1 protein-coding gene is annotated in these 20055 nt (G+C 70.3%); it reads left to right on the forward strand.

Annotation, left to right across the window (positions count from 1 at the left end; genetic code table 11):
• Positions 1–98 precede the first annotated feature (98 nt).
• Positions 99–20048, forward strand: a complete 19950-nt coding sequence (locus ACIP84_RS36895; protein WP_401804415.1) for a UvrD-helicase domain-containing protein — start codon at positions 99–101, stop codon at positions 20046–20048.
• Positions 20049–20055 lie beyond the last annotated feature (7 nt).

Below are 20055 nucleotides of genomic sequence, written 5' to 3' on the forward strand. Positions count from 1 at the left end.
GCTCGCGGCCCGCGCGGGTAGGACCCGCGCGAGGGCCGTGAGCAACGGCGCCTTCGAGCCCGCGACGTTAAGCCCTTCCGTTGTGCATGGTCCGCCGCATGCAGATCACGAACGCCGCCGAACGCCTCGCCACCAGCCTTGAGACGAAGGCCCGCCGCCCCTGGAACCCTGATCTGCACCCGCGCGACTCCAAGGGCCGCTTCATCGAGACCGGAGGCGTCGCAAGGCTCTGGGGCGGCGGCATGGCGCGCGTCCTGCGCGCCCTCGGCGGCCGAAACGTGCTGGTCCAGAACCTGGCCACCCAAGAGCAGTCCACCATCCACGCCTCCCGCCTGACGATGGTCGCCCGCCCCGACGGCACAGCCCCGACCAAGAGCAAGACCAAGGTCCGCAACGAGGACGAGCGGCGCCTGGCCGACGGCCGCCGCGGTACCGGCAGCGCGGACGCGGACGACGCGGGCGACCAGGGCGACACCCCCGACGACCCCCACGACAAGGACGACCAGGGCGATGACATCGGGGAGGACATCGACGGCGAAGACCACGGCGCCGGCCCCGAGCCCGAGGACGACGAGCCGGAAGACGAACCGGAGCAGAAGCCCGCCGCCAAGCGCCAGCGCCGCGACCCGAACCGGCGCTTCAAGACCCTCAACGACGTCCGCGCCCACTGGGCCAGCACCAAGCTCCGCCCTTACACCCAGGACAAGAAGGCACAGGCCAGCCACAACGAGCTCACAGCCGGGCTGATGGACCAGCTTGACAAGCCGCAGCTCTCCCGCAACGGCCACTTCGTCGTCGGCAAGATGAACGTCCGCACCAAGAAGCACGGCGTACTCATTTCGGGCTGGGGCGTGATGCACGCCGAGACGGGCGTCCGTCTCACCCTGGCCACGCGAAAGGAGGAAGCCCTCGACTTCGCCAACTCCCTGGAGAACATCGAGGTCGACGGCGAGGCCATCGACTGGAACGCCCCGGACGCCTTCGAGCGCATCAACAGCCCCGAGTTCCTGAAGAAGGCCGGGGTCCTGGCCGCCGAAGCCCGGGAGCGCTTCGAGCAGCGGGCCGCGAAGAAGCGCGATGGCGCCGCCTCCCGCACCAAGCCCGCACCTGCCACCCCGGACCAGCAGAACCAGGCTGCTGCCCAGCGAGTCGCCGACCGGTCTGGCGTCCCGGCCGCGAACGTCGCAGTCGGCCACATCGGGCCGAAGACGTCCGGCGACAACCGCGGCCGCCCCCGCGACAGCGACGACCTGCGCGAACTCTGGAAGCAGGGCGGCAACGACGGCACCCCCGAGCGACAGCGCGACGTTCTGCGCCGCTTCGCCAGCGACCCGAAGTACAAGCTGCACCTCGCCGACCACCGCGGCTTCGCCATCGTTGAGGACACCACCCGCGACGACGACTTCCGCTTCACAGTGCGCGCCGCCGGCACCGGCCGCAGCCTGCACGGGCTCGGACTGCGTGGCCTGCACGACTACGGCAACTTCGCCGACCTGGACACCGCCAACCGGTTCACGCTGTTCCTCGGCAGCAACCTGCGCCACAGCGACGGCCGGACCGTCGACTGGGGCGGGCCCGCCGTGGATGGCGAGCTGCTGTCGCTCCGTGACAAGGACGGCCAGCGCTCCCCTGCTGCGATCTGGCAGATCGCAGGCCAGTTCGACCGGAACCGCGGCGCCAACGACACTGCCGCCGCGCGCTTCGGCCGCCGCCGCGACGAGCTGACCGAGGAGCAGCGCCAGAACCCCGAGACCGCCCCCGAGACCCCGGAGACGGGCATCCCGGGCGAAGATATGACCCCGCAGCCGGCCGACGGCCAGCAGCGCACCGACCAGGAGGAGCAGCAGAGTGAGCGGGTACAAGCCGCTGGTGAAGGCGTTCTGGGAGACGTACCGGCCCAAGGCGCTGGCGGAGCTGGCGGAGACGACGCCTCCGGAGACGTTCTTCGCCCAGCAGAACGCGGAGATCGAGAATCTGATCGCGGAGTACCGGGACGACTTCCGGGAGGAGACGGAGCCGGGAGCGGACTTCAGGGACGCGATGAGGTCGATCAACATGGCGACGCTGCGGGCCAGGGAGAAGGCACTGCACGAGATGCTGTACAGCCTGGCGAAGGAGCCCGGGACGGAGGAGAAGGAGATGCCGCAGGTCAGCCTGCCGAAGATCGCGGCCGAGTAGCCTTCGGCTCTTCCGACCAGGAGCGAACCGCTCCGCAGTACCAGCCGCCGGAGGACGGCCGCAGCGTCGTCCCCAGCGGTGTCGCCGCCCGCGTCAAGGCGAACATCGCCGCGATCGAGGTGCTGCGCGGCCTTGAGGACGAGAACCGGCCGGCCACGGCCGCCGAGCAGGAGACCCTGGCCCGCTGGTCCGGCTGGGGCGCCACCCCGCAGGTCTTCGTCCCGGAGCCCAAGCCGGAGTTCGCCCCGCTTCAGCGCCGCCTCCGCGAACTCCTGAGCGACGACGAGTACGAGGCCGCGAAGGACAACACCCTCAACGCCCACTACACCGACCCGGCCATCGCGCGCGAGATGTGGAAGGCCGTTCAGGAGCTCGGCTTCGACGGCGGCAACGTCCTGGAGCCCGGCAGCGGCTCGGGCAACTTCATCGGGCACGCGCCCGCGAGCGCCGACATGACCGGCGTCGAGCTGGACCCGATCACCGCCGGGATCGCCAAGGCGCTGTACCCCCAGGCAAACATCCGCAACGAGGGCTTCGAGAAGACCCGCGCCGCGGACGGCACGTTCGACCTGACCGTCGGCAACGTCCCCTTCGGCGACTACCCAGTCGTGGACCTGCGCCACAACAAGGGCAACCACAACATCCACAACGCCTTCATCCTGAAGTCGCTGGCCCTGACCCGCCCTGGCGGCCTGGTCGCCGTCGTCACCTCCCGCTTCACCATGGACGGGAACACGCCGCGCTCCGAGGACGCGCGCATGGAGATGGCGCGCAAGGCCGACCTCGTCGGCGCCGTTCGCCTGCCCACCGGCGCCCACCGCCGCACCGCCGGCACCGACGTCGTCACCGACCTGCTCATCTTCCGCCGCCGCGAGACCGACAAGGAGTTCACCTCCGGCCGCACCCGCAAGGGCGACGTGAAGCCGCCGCAAGACCGCAAGCAGGACGACCCGCCGGTCTGGGTCCACTCCATCCAGGTCACCGACCTGCCCGGCCAGGACCCGGACGACGCCGAAGCGCCGAAGGTCAGCGTCAACCCGTACTTCCTCGACAACCCCCGCAACGTGATCGGCGACATGCACGTCGGCCACGGCATGTACGGACCGGGCGAGCTGCGCGTCCACGTCGCCGGCGACCTGAACGAGGAGCTGGGCCACACCCTCAAGCGGATCGTCGGCCGCGCGAAGGACGCCCGGCTGACCTACAAGCCGGACACCGGCGAGCGCCGCAAGGTCGAGCTGCTGCCCGAGGAGTCGGACCGGCCCGACGGGCACGTGCAGCTCGAATCGGACGGCACGTTCACCCAGGCCCGCGACGGCATGGTCCACCCGTACGAGGTCCCGAAGACCCAGATCGAGGAAGCCCGCCAGCTCGTCGGCATCCGCGACTCCCTGAAGGCCCTCGTCCGCGAGGAAGCCCGCCCGGACGCCGACGAAACCCTCATCGAGACGCTGCGCGGCGACCTGAAGACCCGCTACGACGCCTACCACCAGAAGTTCGGCTCCCTGAACCGATTCGACTGGGCCGACCGGAAGGCCACCGACCCGGACACCGGCGAGCAGGTCAAGAAGTCCTTCCGCAAGCGGCCCCCCATGGGCGGACTCCTCACCAAGGACCCGACCATGGCCGTGGTCCTCTCCCTGGACTCGTACGACGAGCCCACGAAGACGAGCACGCCCGCCGCGATCTTCACCAAGCGGCAGGCCAGGCACCGCACCATCGCCGAGCGCGCCAGCAACCCCGAAGACGCCATGGCGATCGTCCTTGAGCAGCGCGGCACCCTCGACCCCGACGCACTCGCCGAAGTCATGCGCGTCGACCCGCAGGTCGCGCGCGAGCGGCTGCTCGCCGCCCGCTCCGTCGACCCGGAGACCGGCGACGAGTACCCGCTGGTCTTCGAGCCGCACGACGGCGCCAACCTGGTGCCGGCCGCCGAGTACCTGTCCGGCAACGTCCGGGAGCGCCTGACACAGGCGCAGGCCCTCGCCGCCGACGACGCCCGCTTCGAGATCAACGTCAAGCACCTCGAAGACGTGCTCCCGGAAGAGATCTCCCCCGGTGAGATCGACGCGCCCATGGGCGCCGCGTGGCTCGGCAAGGGCCCGATACAGGCGTTCCTCCGCGAGAAGCTCGACAGCGGCCAGATCCGGGTCAGCTTCCAGGGCGGCTCGATGTGGAAGGTCGACGCGCCCAGCAACGTCACGGACACCCGAGCAGCCCGGAAGGTCTGGGGCACGCAGGAGTTCCACGCCCTCAAGCTGGCCGAGGCGATCCTCACCAACGGCAAGATCCGCGTCACCTACCGCGGCGACGACGGCAAGACGTACCTCGACGAGGACGCCACCGCCGCGGCGCAGGCCAAAGCCGACGAGATGCGCGAGGAGTTCCAGGACTGGCTCTGGGCCACCCAGGAACGCACCGAGCAGATCAAGAAGCGCTACAACGACCTGCACAACAACCTGGCGCTCAGGTCGTACGACGGCCAGCGGCGCACCATGCCCGGCCTGGCCGAATGGTTCAAGCCGCACGCGCACCAGCACGCGGCCGTCGCCCGCATGGTCAGTGAGCCGGCCGTCCTCCTCGCCCACGAGGTCGGCGCCGGCAAGACCGCCGAAATGGCCATGGGCGTGATGGAGCTGCGGCGCCTCGGCCTGGTCAACAAGGCCGCCATCGTCGTCCCGAACCACATGCTGAACCAGTTCCGCGACGAGTTCGCCGAGCTGTACCCGGAGTCTGCGACCAACGGCCGCATCCTCGCCGCGTCCAGCGACGACCTCCAGGGACGCAAGCGGCGGGAATTCATCGCCCGCGTCGCCACCGGCGACTACGACGCCGTCATCCTCACCCAGAACGCGTTCGAGTCGATCCCCATGCGCCCGGAGGTGCAGCTCGACTACATCAAGCGCGAGAAGGAGGCGCTGGAGAAGTCCCTGGAGCGCCAGCAGCTCGAAGACCAGGCGGCCAACCCCGGGAAGCGCACCGACTCCCGGATGGTCAAGGAGATCCGCAACCGCCTGAAGAAGCTCGAAGCCAAGGTCACAGCCAAGCTGGAAGCCCAGAAGGACATGGCCGGCCTGTACTTCGAGGACACGGGCATCGACTACGTCGTGGTGGACGAGGCCCACCACTACAAGAACCTGTCCACCAACTCCACGCTCCCCGGCGCAGCGATCGAGGGCTCCAACCGGGCCTCCGACCTCGACATGAAGCTGGAGTACCTGCGGAAGACCACGAAGTCCGGCCGCGTCGTCACCTTCGCCACCGCCACCCCGATCTCCAACTCGATCACCGAAGCGCACACGATGCTGCGCTACCTGCGGCCCGACCTGCTGGAGAAGGCGAAGATCCGCAACTTCGACGACTTCGCCTCTACCTACGGCAAGGTCGTCAACGGCACGGAGCTCGCCGCCGACGGCTCCGGCTTCCGCGAGGTCAGCCGCTTCGCAGCGTTCCGGAACATGCCGGAGCTGCTGCGGATCTGGCGCACCGTCGCAGACGTCAAGAACTCCGACGACCTCGCCGAGTACCTGGACACCCCGGACGTGGCCGGCGGGAAGGCCGTCACGATCTCCGTCGAGCCCACCGACGGGCTCCTGGCCTACATGGACCAGATCGCGGCCCGAGCGCGGGCCGTGAAGAGCGGCGACGTCGACCCGAAGGTCGACAACATGCTCAAGATCAACTCCGACGGGCGGAAGGTCTCCCTCGACCCCCGCATGGTCGGCATCGACGAGCAGGGCGCCAAGCTCCCCGCGGCCGCCGACAACATCGCCCGGATCTACACCGACACCAAGGACGCGGTCTACCCGACGTCCAAGAACAACCCCGCCCCGCACACCACGACCGGCGGCCTCCAGATCGTCTTCCTCGACATGGGCACCCCGGCCGCGCCGGGCAAGTCCAAGAAGAAGGGCAACGCCGAAGGCGCCGCCGACATGGAGGAACTGGGCCAGACCAAGTTCCCCGCCTACCAGGAGATGAAGGAACTCCTCATCGAGCGCGGCGTGCCGGCCGAGAAGATCCGCTTCATCCACGAGGCGAAGAACGACGCCGAGAAGGCCCAGCTCTTCGCGGACGCCCGTAACGGCAAGATCAGCGTGCTCCTCGGCTCCACCACGAAGATGGGCGTCGGCACCAACGTGCAGTTGCGTGCCACCGCCCTGCACCACCTCGACTGCCCGTGGCGACCCGCCGACCTCGAACAGCGCAACGGACGCATCATCCGCCAGGGCAATGCCAACCCTGAGGTCGCCATCTTCCAGTACGTCACAGAGGGCAGCTTCGACGGCTTCGCGTGGCAGACCGTCGCTCGCAAGGCCAAGTTCATCCGCCAGCTCATGAAGGGCAGCCTCACCGAGCGGACCGTCGAGGACATCCCGGACGGGGTCTTCAACGCCGAGCAGGTCACAGCCATCTCCACCGGCAACCCCTACCTGCTGGAGCAGGCCAACGTGAAGGTCGCCCTCGGCGCTCTCACACGCAAGCTCAAGGGCCACCTCCGCACGATCGACGGCTACAAGTCCACCATCTACGCCGCCGAGCGCCTGCGCACGTACACCGACGAGCTCGTCGCTCAGCTGCGCGATGTCAACCGGCGGAAGAAGAACACGCGCGGCGACGACTTCAACGCCACCATCGGCACCACCGACTTCACCAACCGCGAGGAAGCTGCCAAGGCCTTCAGTGCCGCGGCGAAGGCCGTCCTGCGCCAAGGCATACAGAACCAGTACCGGCCGGGCGGCCACCCCGAGGTCGTCCTCGGCAAGGTCGGCAACATCGAGATCACCGCCCAGTACAGGACCGGGTGGGACAACCACGGCCGCGTGCACCTGGTCGACGTCCGCATCCCCGACGTGCCCCAGAGCCTGCACACCTACGACGAGAAGTACCTCGACCAGGAGACGACCCTTCCGATCGCCCGCATCGAGGACAAGCTCGCCGACATCGACAAGCGGATCGTCGCGGCGGAGAGCTACCTCCGACAGGAGGAACGTTCCGCCGCCACCGCACGCGAGCGCGTCGACCGGCCCTTCGAGCAGGCCGCGGACCTGGAAGTTGCCGAGCGCCGCTCGAAGCTGATCGCCGCGGTCATCCGCGAGCAGGGCCGCGACGTGTCCGGCGAGGACGCCGCAAAGGCGAAGCGGGACCGGATGGAGGCTCTGGAACACCAGCTTCGCGAAGCCCGCATCGCCGCCGGCGAGAGCGCCGGAGACGTGGACGATCCAGCCGAAGCCCAGGACACCGACCTGCTCCCCCGCACCCCAGCGCCGCCGTCCATCGGCACCGACGAGAAGGGCCGGCCGCGCATCACGTGGCCCGACGCCGAGGCCCGGAAGGCTGCGAAGGAACGGAAGAAGAAGGAGAAGCAGCAGCGCGCCCGCGAGGAGCGTGGCGAGACCACGCTTGATGCCGAGGAGGTCCGCAACGACCTGGACTCCCTGCGCGAGGAATCGTCCGAAGCGGCTGCGGCATCGGACGCCGACACGCCGGAGCAGGACGAGGAGCAGGTTCCGCAGCCCGCAGAAGAGCCGGAGGCCCCGGCCCCCGCCGCTGCGGAGCGCCAGGAGCAGGAGGCGGCTCCGGAAGGGGCGGGCGAGAACGAGACCTCCGAGGTCCAGCTCGACGCGACAGAGGTCCGCTCCGAGCTGGACAGCCTGAGGCCCGACTCTGGAGAAACGTCGGACGACGATGCGCCGGATGAGGAGGAGGCTCCCGAGACGGCACCAGACAGCGAGGAGACGGCCGACGACGCGTCCGAGAACGGGGAAACCAGTGGGGCCCCGAGCACCGACCCTGCTGGCCCGTCCGAGCGTGAGGCCGACTCCGCCGAGACGGTCGAGGAGAATGCGGACGCTCCCGGTGAGCGAGGCGCTGCCACCCCAGCTCCGGGCGCCCAGCCCGCACAGTCGGATGAGAGCGAGGGAGATCGCTCGGCTGCGGCTGCCTCGGACCCGGAATCGGACGGCTCAGACGCAGAGGAGAAGCCGACCCCCGAGCGCAACGCTGGGGGCAGCACGTCGGGGAACGAGCAGACGGAGGACCAGGACGAGGTCGCCCAGCGCCGTGCTGCCCGCGCAGGCACGTCGAGCGGCAGCTCCCGCTCGTCTACGAGCCCTCGCGCGCCGCGCGCTGCTGGAGAACAGGACCGCGGCACTGTGGCGGCCCGGCCCGAGCCGCAGCAGCAGCCTGCACCGGCGGACCTGACCAACGACCAGCTTGCCGAGTCCATCGACGCGCTGGAGGATCAGCTCACCCCGCTCACCGACTCCACCAACCCGCTGGACCTCGCCATGCGGCGACGTCTGGAGCACCGTCAGTGGGAGCTGGAGAACGAGGAGCGCCGCCGCTGGACTCGCGAGCCGCAGCGCGACGACTCCGGCAACCTGGTCGAGCCGTCCCGCAACGACGTCGTCAGCGACCGGCTCGCGGGCTACGACCTGAACGACGCAGAGGCCGACGGCCTCGTCTCGCGCGTGGAAAATCTCCCAGCAGCGAAGGACGGCGCCTACTCCGACGAGGAGTGGGAGCGCATCAGCGCCGAGGCCTCCGCCCGCGAGGACTACCCGCCCACCGACGAGCAGAACATCATCATCGAGGGCGCGGCTCGCCGCCGCCTGAACATGGCGGTCATGGCGCTCGCGGGCACCGGCAAGTCGTCCACGCTCAAGATGCTCAGCCACCGCATGCCGGACCGGAACATCGTCTACCTGGCCTTCAACCGGTCCGTCGCCGCCGAAGCCCGCGAGGCGCAGACCCGCGGCGAGTACGCAAAGAACATGCTCGCCTCCACGGCGAACGCCTACGCGGCCCGGGTCGCCGACCGGCGCCTGAACGACCGCCTGCCGTCCAACCGAGCCGGCGGATTCAAGAAGCTCGACGCCCAGCAGATCGCCGACCGGATGCGCTGGCACAACACGGTGAGGGCCGGGAACCGAGACCTCACCCCCGGCGGCGCCGCTACCGTTGCCGAGCGCATGATCCGCGAGTGGGCGAAGTCCGCGGACGCCGAGGTGGGCCCCCAGCACGTCAAGGCCGGCACCCCGGCCGAGCGCCGCGAGCTGTTCAACGCGGTCAAGCCGCTCGCCGACCGAATGTGGGCGAACCTCTCCGACCCCGAGGCCGGAGACTCGGACCGCGACCTGCCCATGGACTTCGACTACATCGTCAAGCAGTGGGCCCTCAGCGGCTACAAGCTCGACGCCGACGTCCTGTTCTGGGACGAGGCCCAGGACGTGAACCCCGTCCTGGAGGGCGTCGTCCGTGCCGCCCTTGACCAGGGCGTCCAGGTCGTGGCCGTCGGCGACTCCAACCAGGCCATCTACGGCTTCCGGGGCGCCTCCGACGCCCTGGCCAAGCTCCCCGTGGACGCCCGCGCCACCCTCACGCAGTCCTTCCGATTCGGCCCGGCCGTCGCCGACGTCGGCAACCGGTTCCTCCGGCTGCTCGGCACCCGCATGCGCCTGAAGGGCTTCGACCGCAAGGACTCCCGCATCGGGCAGCTCCAGCCCGGCGAAGAGTCCATGGTGATCGCCCGCACCAACGCCGGCGTCGCGCTGGCCGCCGTGCAGGCGCTCACCGCGGGCCGCACCGTCGCTGTGTCCGGCGGCGTGAAGGCGCTCCAGGAGTTCGTCCAGGCCGCCAACGCCCTCGCGGCTGGCGAGGACACCGATCATGCCGAGCTGGCCCGCTTCAACGGCAAGGCGTTCGACGACATCGTGGAAGAGGTCAAGGCAGACCCCGACCTTCAGCAGCTCTCCAGCCTGTTCAACCTGCTGGAGAAGCACGGCGACGACATCGAGGCCCTGCTGTCCTCCGGCTCCCGCCCCGCCGGCACCGACCTCGTCGGCGACCGCGTCTGGGTGCGCCTGGACTGGAACGACCCGAAGGCCAACGACCTCAAGCGGTGGCTCGGCGACGCCAAGAACAACGGCGTCGGCAAGCTCCTGTACGACCCGGCCACCCGCCGCTACTTCTACGAGCCCGGCAAGCGTGAGGTGCCGTGGAAGGCGCGCGGCCGATCCGGCGTCCACAAGATCGACAACCGCCTCTCCCTCGAAGAGGCCCAGCAGCGCATCGACGTCCACCTTGCAAACCTGTACCCCCAGGACGAGGGCGACGAGGGCAAGGGCCGCCTTGTCCCCGACCACGAGCCGCACGACGTGCTCGTGACCACCGCCCACAAGGCCAAGGGCTTGGAGTCCCCGCGCGTCCGTATCGCCGACGACTTCAAGGGCCCCGAGGAGAAGGAAGGCGGCTCCCTCGACTGGGACGCCGACAGCGCCCCGAGCGACGAAGCGCTGCGCGTCGCGTACGTTGCCGTGACCCGGGCCACCGAAGTCCTCGACCCCGGCTCCCTGGGCTGGGTGTTTCGGGCCGTCAGGGACGACGACCCCACGCAGCCGCCGAAGGGCGAGTACCGGCGCGACTTCGAGCCGGCCGACCTCAAGGTGGGCGACCAGGTCGACTTCCTGGAGGAGGACGGCACCCCGAACATCGGCGTCATCTCCGAGATCGACGGCTCGCAGGTCACCGTGCGCAGCACCAGCGACGAGCCGGGCCTCGCGGGCAAGCGGCAGGAGATCGGCGCGGTCCAGGTACAGCGCCGCAACGGCGAGGGCCGTCCGCTGCTGCCTGTCGCCTCCGATGCGGAACTGGACGATGCTATCGGCGAGGGCCGCTACGACTCTCAGGGCAGCGTCAGGCTCGATGCTGAGGGGGTCCGCACCGACCTGGCGAACCTCGGTCGTGCCGACAACAACAGCCAGGAGTCCAGCGAGCCGGAGAGCGACCCGGAGACGTCGCAGACGGATGTAGTTGAGCCCGAGGCCGCACAGGAGGCCATCGACGCCTCCGAGAGCGTCAGCCCCTGGCACATCAACATGGGCGACTACATACGTGTCGAGACGCAGAACACGGCTGGCAACCCCGTCGTGCGCGAGGGCTACCTGCTCGATGTCGCGAAGCAGGTCACCGCCCACCGGAGCAAGGAGAAGATCAAAGCCTGGCGCCTCTACCTCGGCCAGGAGGGGGACCAGCCGTCGAGGCAGAACGTGGTCACCATTCCGCGAGAGCAGAACGTCGAGCGCCTGGCCCCGCCCGTACCGGAGACCCGCGAGGAGGAGGAACACACCAACACCCTCGGCTGGAAGGGGCCGGACGAGACGCGCGAGAAGGTCGGCCAGCACGACGGCAAGGACGTCGAGGTCGGCGAGCTGCACGTCACTGGCAGCGACGCTCGCCGTGCCGTGTACCTGGGCGGAGAGCGCATCGGCCGACTCGACTCGGGCAACGGCGGATGGAGGGCGCACCACGACAAGCACGGAGCCATCGGCAACCGCTGGTTCGTGGGAGACACGGACTTCTGGAAGAGCGGCTCCTACGAGCCGGCCGACCCCACGCGGGACGCTGCACTCGCCGTCGCTCGATCCCACGAGAATGGGGAAGAGCGCTCTAACGCCTACTTCCACAGCGGGCGAGCAGTTTCCCAGCACGATGCCGAGCAGATCGTGGCCGCTCACCTGGACCCGCGGCTGCGTCCTCGCTGGTGGATCTCTGACACCAAGCGTGGCCGAGCTGACGTGTACGTCGACAAGAATCTGGCCGGCGAGATTGCTGGCGGGAGCGATCGCTGGCAGGTCGTCGGCGGGAACGGTAAGCCGGACGGCACTGTCTACCCCAGCAAGGAGACGGCCGCGCAGGCGCTGGCAGAGGCATCTCCTCTGCTGGCCATCAAGCCGAGTCCGCGCTTCAGCTCGCCCGACTACCCCAGCACGCTGAAGGACGCCGACCTCAACAACTGGATCGCCGCGTCGAAGAAGTGGCTGGCAGAGGAGGCTCCGCAGCTCCCGGACAACGCATCTACGCCTACTTGGGTGCGGAACAACCTGAGCGAGCTGGAAGGAGAGCGAGAGAAGCGCGACGCAGACGGCGGCAGCGAGCGAGACCAGGGCCGCCAGCCCTCCCCCACCTCAGCGGAAGAGGCTTCGACGGAGGGCGACGTCATCGACGCCGGGCAGGGTCGGCGCAACGACTACGTCCGCCTGGAGACCGAGACCAGCTGGGGCGAGCCCCAGGTCCGTGAGGGCTACCTGCTCGGGACACCCCGCAGGGGCACCGGGCACCTTCAGAACGCGGAGAACTTCGACGCCTGGGTGCTTCACATCGGCGACGGCCCCAACCAGACGCCCACGCGCGGCAACGAGGTGAAGATCCGCACCGATCAGAAGATCCAGCGGCTCGCCACTCCCGCGGCGCCGGAGCTCGGCCACGTCGACATCAACTCGGCGAAGCTCGGCGAGTACATCCGTGTCACCCTCCCGGACGCGGAGGGTAACGCTGCCACCCACGAGGGCTACGTCTCGTACCTGTCCCCGAACAGGACCGGCTTTCGCGGGGACGCCCCCATCAAGTCCTGGTCGATTCGGCTCAAGGACAGTCCGCACGACGAGGGCGTGTACGAGGACACTCTCATCGTCCCCGCCGGCCACGACGTGGAGAGGATGCAGGCGCCGGGTCCCGTGCCCGAGCTGGAGATCCCGGACCTCCCCGGCATCGACCTGAGCGAGTACACCCGAGCCGACGACAAGGATGTTCAGCGGTATCGGGACTGGGCTGGAGTGTGGGCGAACCCGACCCCTGACGGGCCGAGGAATGCACTCCTGGACCGGGTCACGAACATGCCCGGCCCCGCCTACAAGCCGCTCCGGCCGGAAGAGGCAGACCGGTGGATCGGCACAGCCGGTGACGCGTTCCCGCTTGACCAGTTCGACGAGAACACGCGCCACCTCCTCGCGGCTCACGAAGGCGAACAGCGAGATTTCCTCGCTCGCCAGGCAGCGGCGATGCGTGAGACCACGCAGCAGATCGCGGGCGACTTCCGCGTCGAGAGCCGGAAGAGCATGGTTGCGCACATCGCGACGCGCGACGGCATGGCGAATGCCACCGAGGAGTTGAATGCCCGGTGGACGGTCGACATGGACCGCATCCACCAGGTGGTCCCGGAGCAGGTAACTGCGGCCATGCGGGACGGCGACCGGAGCGGACTCACCGAGCAGCAGATCAAGGACTTCCTCACCGGCGTCGCGGGCGGAGACGACTCGGACCAGGTGGCGAACGGTCTCTCCGGCGCATTCCCGGAGCTGCGGCGATCCCTTCTCTCGGCCCGCGTTGACGTCCTGTCGTACTACGCAGGCTTCCGTGCCTGGACAGGGCAGGACGACGACCGGTCGTTCTCTGGCTACCACCACTTCAACACCCGCATTCAGGCCCTCGGCGGCCAGACCGTACCGGCGGGCGACCCCCGGACGGGCGCAGGCCCGCTCATCATCGGTGAAGCCGAACTTCCGGCTGGCATGCGCTGGGCACGGCTTCAGACCCTTCGGCCCGGCAGCATCTACCGCCAGGTGAGCGGGCGGCGGCGTGACGGCGGCACGTTCGATGGGCTGAGCCATCCGTACATCGTCATCAACACGCATGCCGACGGGTTCGAGGGAAGGCTCCGCACCACCAGCGTCACCAGCGGCGGCAGCTCCGAGACCCCGGGCGACTGGGTCGTCGAGCTGACGGCACCCGAGGCCCGACTGCGTAGGCGCGCCCAGGCGGCGGCCCGCGACCGCAATCTGAAGCGCGATCTGGAGCGCGACGAGCAGGAGTGGGAAGCCACTCAGTCTCAGTCTCGACGGCCCCAGGGCGATGCCGTTGACATCGCGGCCCTGAAGGTAGGAGAGCGAGTTCGTGTCCGAGGGTCGAACGAGTTCATGGGCGGCATGTACGTGCGAGAAGGGGACCTGGCGGAGCCGCCGAAGCGTGCGCAGATGTGGCGCAACGGCGAGCAGGTGGACGGCTGGCGGCTGCGCTTCCCGGGCAACAGGGGCCTGAACGAGTACGCCTACGTCGCCGACGGCGGCGACGACGAATGGGCAGAGCGCATCGAGCGCCAGGACTCGGCATCGAACGACACGGGCCCCGAGACCTCCGATGCCGATGCGCCCGAGCGCCCGGCGGAGGCCAACGGTGAGGAAGGTTCCGAGGGCGACGAGGACGAGGATTCGGGCAGGAGGGACCGTGACGACCGCCGCAGCGACCGCAACGGGCCCGATGAGACCAGCGGCGGCAACAATGGCGACGGAGGCGGCGACGCTCCCGACCCGGAGGGTGACGCCGACGATGACGACGACCGGGACGAGGAGGAGGCGGACACCGACGAGCGTCGCGACCGCCGCCGGCGCCGGGATCGCGACCGTGACCGGAACGGCGGAGGGCGAGACGGCGGCGCGCCGAACGGTGGCCGGCCCCGCATCCCCGGCCGGGACCGCGACCGGGACAAGGGACGCGACGGTCGTGACCGCGACCGCTCCGGCAATGCAGACACGCCCGCTCTCGACGGCCTGAAGGACCGCTACCGCTCCGGCGACGCCCCCACGCCGTCCGGTGCGGATCCGCAGGAGCACGCTGCCTACCTGGGGCGTCTCGCTAACAACGACACCCTGGCGCTCTCCCCCGGCGGCCGGCTCATCACCTGGTCCGACGACGATGGCCGCACTTGGCAGTTCGGCCACGCCGTCAGCGGAACGCACCTGGCCGACTGGGAAGCGGACGGTGAGCAGATCGGCGGCCGGGACGGCGCTCGCCGCCTCGCAGGCGAGTACGAGAACCTGCGGAGCGACGACGGCAGCCTGATCGGCTGGGAGGCCCCGGAGCTCGACCTGGAGGCCCTGCGCACCTGGATGGACGCCGAGGGCAACCCGCTCGGCCTGGCCATCGAGGAGACCCGCCAGAACGTCATCCGTACGCGGCCTACCGATTTCACGGGTCAGCGGGAGCAGCAGAGCCGCGCGGTTGCTCCCGGCAACGCAGACGACCGCAGCGACTCGGAGCCGGCGGGCGACGGTCAGCGTGAGGGTGCGGACGGCACCCAGCCTGGCCGAGACGGGGAGGGAGCGGCGCGTGGCGCCGCCGACGCCTCGCAGTCGCGGTACGCCGTCAACGCCAACCACTACCGCGATGCCGAAAAGCAGCGTGCTGGATTCGTGGACGGCCGCCGGATCCCCACGGCGAACGAACTGCGCCAGTACGAGGCTGGCGAGGACCGCATCATCAGTGAGGAGGGCGAGCGTGCCCTGTTCGGGTCTCCCGAGGAGATGCGGGCACTGGCGTCCGAGGGCATGGCTCCCGGGCCGGTCCTGCCGAATGAAGGCGCGGGTCAGGTCTGGCGGAATGGCCGTCTGATCGGCTCCCTGACGGCGCCCCACACTGTCTCGAACTCCCCGAACCCCACCGAGGTGTGGTGGAGCAACACTCCGTTCGGTGAGAGCCCGCACTTCAGCACCCGGGAGGCGGCGCTCGCTCACCTCGTGCTGCGCGACATCGAGCGCGGGGAGCCGGATCTCGGCATCGTCCACCCCGACCTCGCGAACACGCTCGCCAACGTGGATGTCGGCCTGGCGTTCCCGAAGGACTTCCGCGGTCTGGAGACGCTGACCGACAACCCGGGCGACCTGGAACGCTACGAGGCGCTGCGCAAGCTGGTTGCCGCGCTCGGCCGAGGCGTCGTGCCGAGCGGCAACGTCGCGGACGACCTGGCCCAGCTCTACGACGAGCTGCGCTGGCTGGACGCCACGCACTACAAGCACCAGCCCGCCAACCTGAAGGACAAGTACATCCTCGGTCCTGGCTGGTTCGCTGACCAGATCAGCAGGTACCTGGACGTCCTGCGGCCGGAGGACCCGCGGGCGATGCACCACAAGGCACTCAAGAACCGCGCCGCGCGTCAGGTTCTCGGCGAGCTGGAGACGCCCGACTGGCAGGACACCGCCGAGCGCGTCTCGGCAGGAGACCTGCGTGAGGGAGACGTCGTCTTCCTCGAAGGCCGCATCACGGGCCTGTACCCGGGCGCCACCGGCCGGCGGCTCGGATACGTCGTTGGGGAGCCCAAGAAGGTCAAGTTCACCGCGGACAAGGTGCGCTACAAGGGGTACCGGATCGCAGTCGCCAAGGATCCCTTCCAGGACTCCCAGCACACGGTGGAGGGACAGACCTTCCTGATCCCGGACAGCCAGGGCCCCATTCTCCGTCTCGCCCGAGCCGAAGACGTCCACTTCCCCCTCGACCAGCACCAGTACGGACGGCAAGTCGGCGAGACCCCGAGCACGCAGACAGGCGGGGCCGACCGAGGCGCCGCACCGAGCAGCACCCCGAGCGCACCCGACACAGGGGCGACTCCGGCCCGCGGAAGCGCGACCGGTGGCGACAGCACCGGCGCACCGTCTGCTTCGGCACCCACCCGGAACACGACTGCGACCGGCGAGAACGGCAGCACCCGGACGCGGCAGCCGGCGAACAGCACCCCGGCAGCGCCGAACAACGGCGGCGCCGACACCGACCGCACGCGCCGAGAGGAGACGGAGATCGGGCCCGCCACCGCGGCGGAGCCCCGGACCGCGCCTGAGGCCGTCGGTGGCCGGCCCGCCGAGTGGGTGCAGGTCAGCACTCTCCAGACCGGCGACCTGGTCCGCATCGACGGTGAAACCAGGGCCAAGGGGACGGCTCGGACGCTCTCCGGGTACGTTGTGGCCGAAGGCCCGAAGCAGCTGCCGATCGTCCGCAACGGCCGCTCCCGGGAGATGTACCGCGTCCTCATCGCCGACGAGCCGAACGCCCCCACCGGCACACCCGTGTGGGTACCGCTGGACGCTGCGGCCGCGCGCGCCACCCGCGACGAAGCCGACCAGTTCCAGGGCTCCCCGCAGACCGGCGCGGACTCCGACGTCCTCACCGGCCGCATCGCGGGACGGGTCCCGACCGACGCCAACGGCAACGGCCTGTTCCCCGGCTCCCTCGTCACCGACGACGACGGCAACGAGGGCGTGATCACCGGCGCGAGCGCCAACAGCGTCCGCGTCCAGTTCGGCGACGACCGCACCGACGACGACCACGCACCTACCTCGCTCAACGTCACCGACGGCGGCGCCGCCCGGCCCGCCGGCTGGACCCCGGACGGGCACCTCGTGGACGAAGGAAACGTCGTCGGCGACCGTGACGGCAACTTCCTGGGCACCGTCGAGTCGACCAGCGGCGACACCGCCTCGGTCGCCACCCTGAGCGGCGTGCAGGACGAGCCGATCGCACAGCTCCGCGTCATCGGCGACACCGCCAACGACCAGGGCACCAACAAGGTTGACGCCGTCCAGCCCACGCCCGCCAAGGACGTGAAGGAAGGCGACGTCCTCGTGCGCCCCACTCCCAGCGGCCCGACCACGGCGCGGGTCACCCGCCGGGAAGAGAACGGCGACCAGTCCCACTTCGACCTGGAGGACACCACCACAGGCGAGCCGAGCGAGCTCTCGGTCACGAGCGACACCACCATGCAGCGCGCGGTCGACGCCGACGGAAACCCGCCCGAGCTGGGCCCGGAGGACGCCCCGAACGACAGCGGCGAGATCGTCGTCCGCGAGCCGGCCCCGGCCGTCACCCCGGTCACAGGCCAGACCGTGGACCCACAGCTCACTCCCGAGGAGCGAGAGGCCATCACCGGCCGCGGACCCGTGCCAACCGGCAGCCCGGAGGCGCAGGAGGGCGCAGCGCGCATCGCCAACGATCAGCCGGTCACGCCCGCGCAGGCATCCGCCCTCGCCGAGGAACTGCGGGAAGGGGCCGACTCGTCCACCCCTGAAGGGCGCGCTGCGCAGCGGGCCGCCGACCGTCTGGACGCTGCCGCCGGCAACGAGCCCGTCGCCGGTCAGCCGGAGCCGGGAACGATCGGCTCGGTGGGCGCGGGCGACACGATTGGCCTGCCCGATGAGTTCGCCCCGGACACCGTGACGACGTACCGCGTCGTGCAGGTCCAGGAGGCCCCCGGCGGAGTGCGTGTGCTCACTGTCGAGGACGGGGACGGCATGCGCTTCGAGCGGACCTTCGCATCCTCAGCGCCCCTGCACCAGTTGCCGGAGCCGGAGGCCCCTGCCGCTGCTGACGAAGAGCCGCGCGACCCCAACCCGGCTCCGGACGCGGACAAAATTCGCTCGGACTACGCGGATGCCGTCGTACGAGCCGTGATCGGCAACGCCATCGACGGCACCACCACGCCCGGCAGCATCCACCAGCTCCGCCAGCAGATCGCCGAACAGCTCACGCCTGAAGCGCTGCGTACGGCCATGCGACGAGCCCGCAACGGCGCCCTGTCCGCGATCACCGACGCCGGGATCGAGGGCGGCGAGCGGGACGACCTGGTGCAGTCGCTCCGCAAGAAGGCCGCGACCGCCCGCACGGACGCCGTCCGCGCTGCACTGCGCACGGTCAACGACTTCGAGCCCCTGGACGGCGAGTCCGACGAGGAAATGGCCCGCCGTGCAGCGGAGCTGCTCCGCCTGATCCCGGAGGCCCTGGCCACCCCGCCGGCCCGCAGCGAGGACGACAGCACAGATGCAGAGGTGAACAACGCGGTGACCCAGCACGCCGACGATGCGGTGGGCGAAGCGCTCCAGGCCGCCACCAGCGGTGAACTGCTCACTCCGGAGCGGCGGAACGCGATCGTGCAGCGGCTTGCCGCGCAGATGGACGCCACCCGCAACGACACCGCCCAGCGGATCGCCGAGAGGCTGCCCGCGGCTCGCCGCCCCGGGATCATGCCGCACATCGTGGCCGGGCTCGCCGCCATCGCTCGCACGATCGTCGCCATCGTCGTCGCGTTCCTGAAGGGTCTGGCCAAGGCGTGGCAGCGCAGCCGTGAGGGTCTGCGGCGCATGCGTGAGCGCCTGGTCCGGTTCCGCCGAGGACTGGCGCAGCGCATCCGCTCGTGGCCTGATACCCGCCGCCTGCGCCGCCTCGCCGCCGCAAGAAGTCTTCCGCAGCACGGCGACGGCATGCCGCTCGGCGACCGCGTCGCTCACTGGGCGCGGCTGCTGCCCGCTCCGGGCCGCTTCGGTCAGGTCTCCCGACGGGCCCGCTGGTACCGGCCGGCCTCCCGTTCCTCTCTCGCGGCCGGTGCACTTCCGGAAGTCCAGGACGGAGTGCGGTGGACCATGGACCGGGCCGTGGATGGCGGCCCCGGCCCGCAGGCCCTGCGCCACCTCGCGGCGCTCCGCGCGGCTGGCCAGGACGTGGATGCCGATGTGGTTGCCCGCCTGACCGCGGCGGCGCCTGAACTCGGAGACGACCCGCACGGCACCGTCCGGCACGCCGCTGCGTTCGCCGACACCGCTGAGCGGCGCCTGCGGAACCTCGCGGCTGCGGCCGCCGGCGGCGCTCCGGATGCGGACCTGGAGATCACGGCGGCCCGCGTGGAAGCACAGGCCGCCCGACGGGAGGCCGACCGCCTTCGCCAGGCATACGCCGCGGCGCTGCCTGCGGCGGTCCGCGAGACCCTGGGCGAGATCCGCGAGATGGGTCCGGGCACCACGGCGACGCTGGTGACCACCCCGGACAGTGACCCGGCTGCCGTGCGGGCGCTGACGGGCATTGCCCAGTTCGTGCCGCGGGACTGGCTGTCTCCGACGGAGACCCGATTCATTGGGGCCCGCAGCGGCGCGGCTGGCGGCTACGACGCGGGCAGCCGGATTGCGACGGTGGCCGACCTCGGGGACGAGGGCCGCCGCACGGCCGCGCACGCTCTGCTCGCGCACCTCCAGCAGCACTACCCCGACTTGCTGGCCGCACAGGAGACGTTCCAGTTCACTCGCACCCACAGCGGCCGCGTGGGCGCCCGGCGCCGCACGTCGCTGGACAGGCTCCTCGCAAGGCTGTTCCGCAACGACACCGGCCACGACGAGAACGGGGACCTGGTGCCGCTCGGCCTCGCGACGCTGTTCTCCGGCGACTGGTACGAGGACGACGACCTGCGGGCTTTCCTGCTCGGACTGCTCGCCACCCGATAGAAGGAGG

This window comes from Streptomyces sp. NPDC088707, assembly GCF_044752725.1.
Classification (GTDB): Bacteria; Actinomycetota; Actinomycetes; order Streptomycetales; family Streptomycetaceae; genus Streptomyces.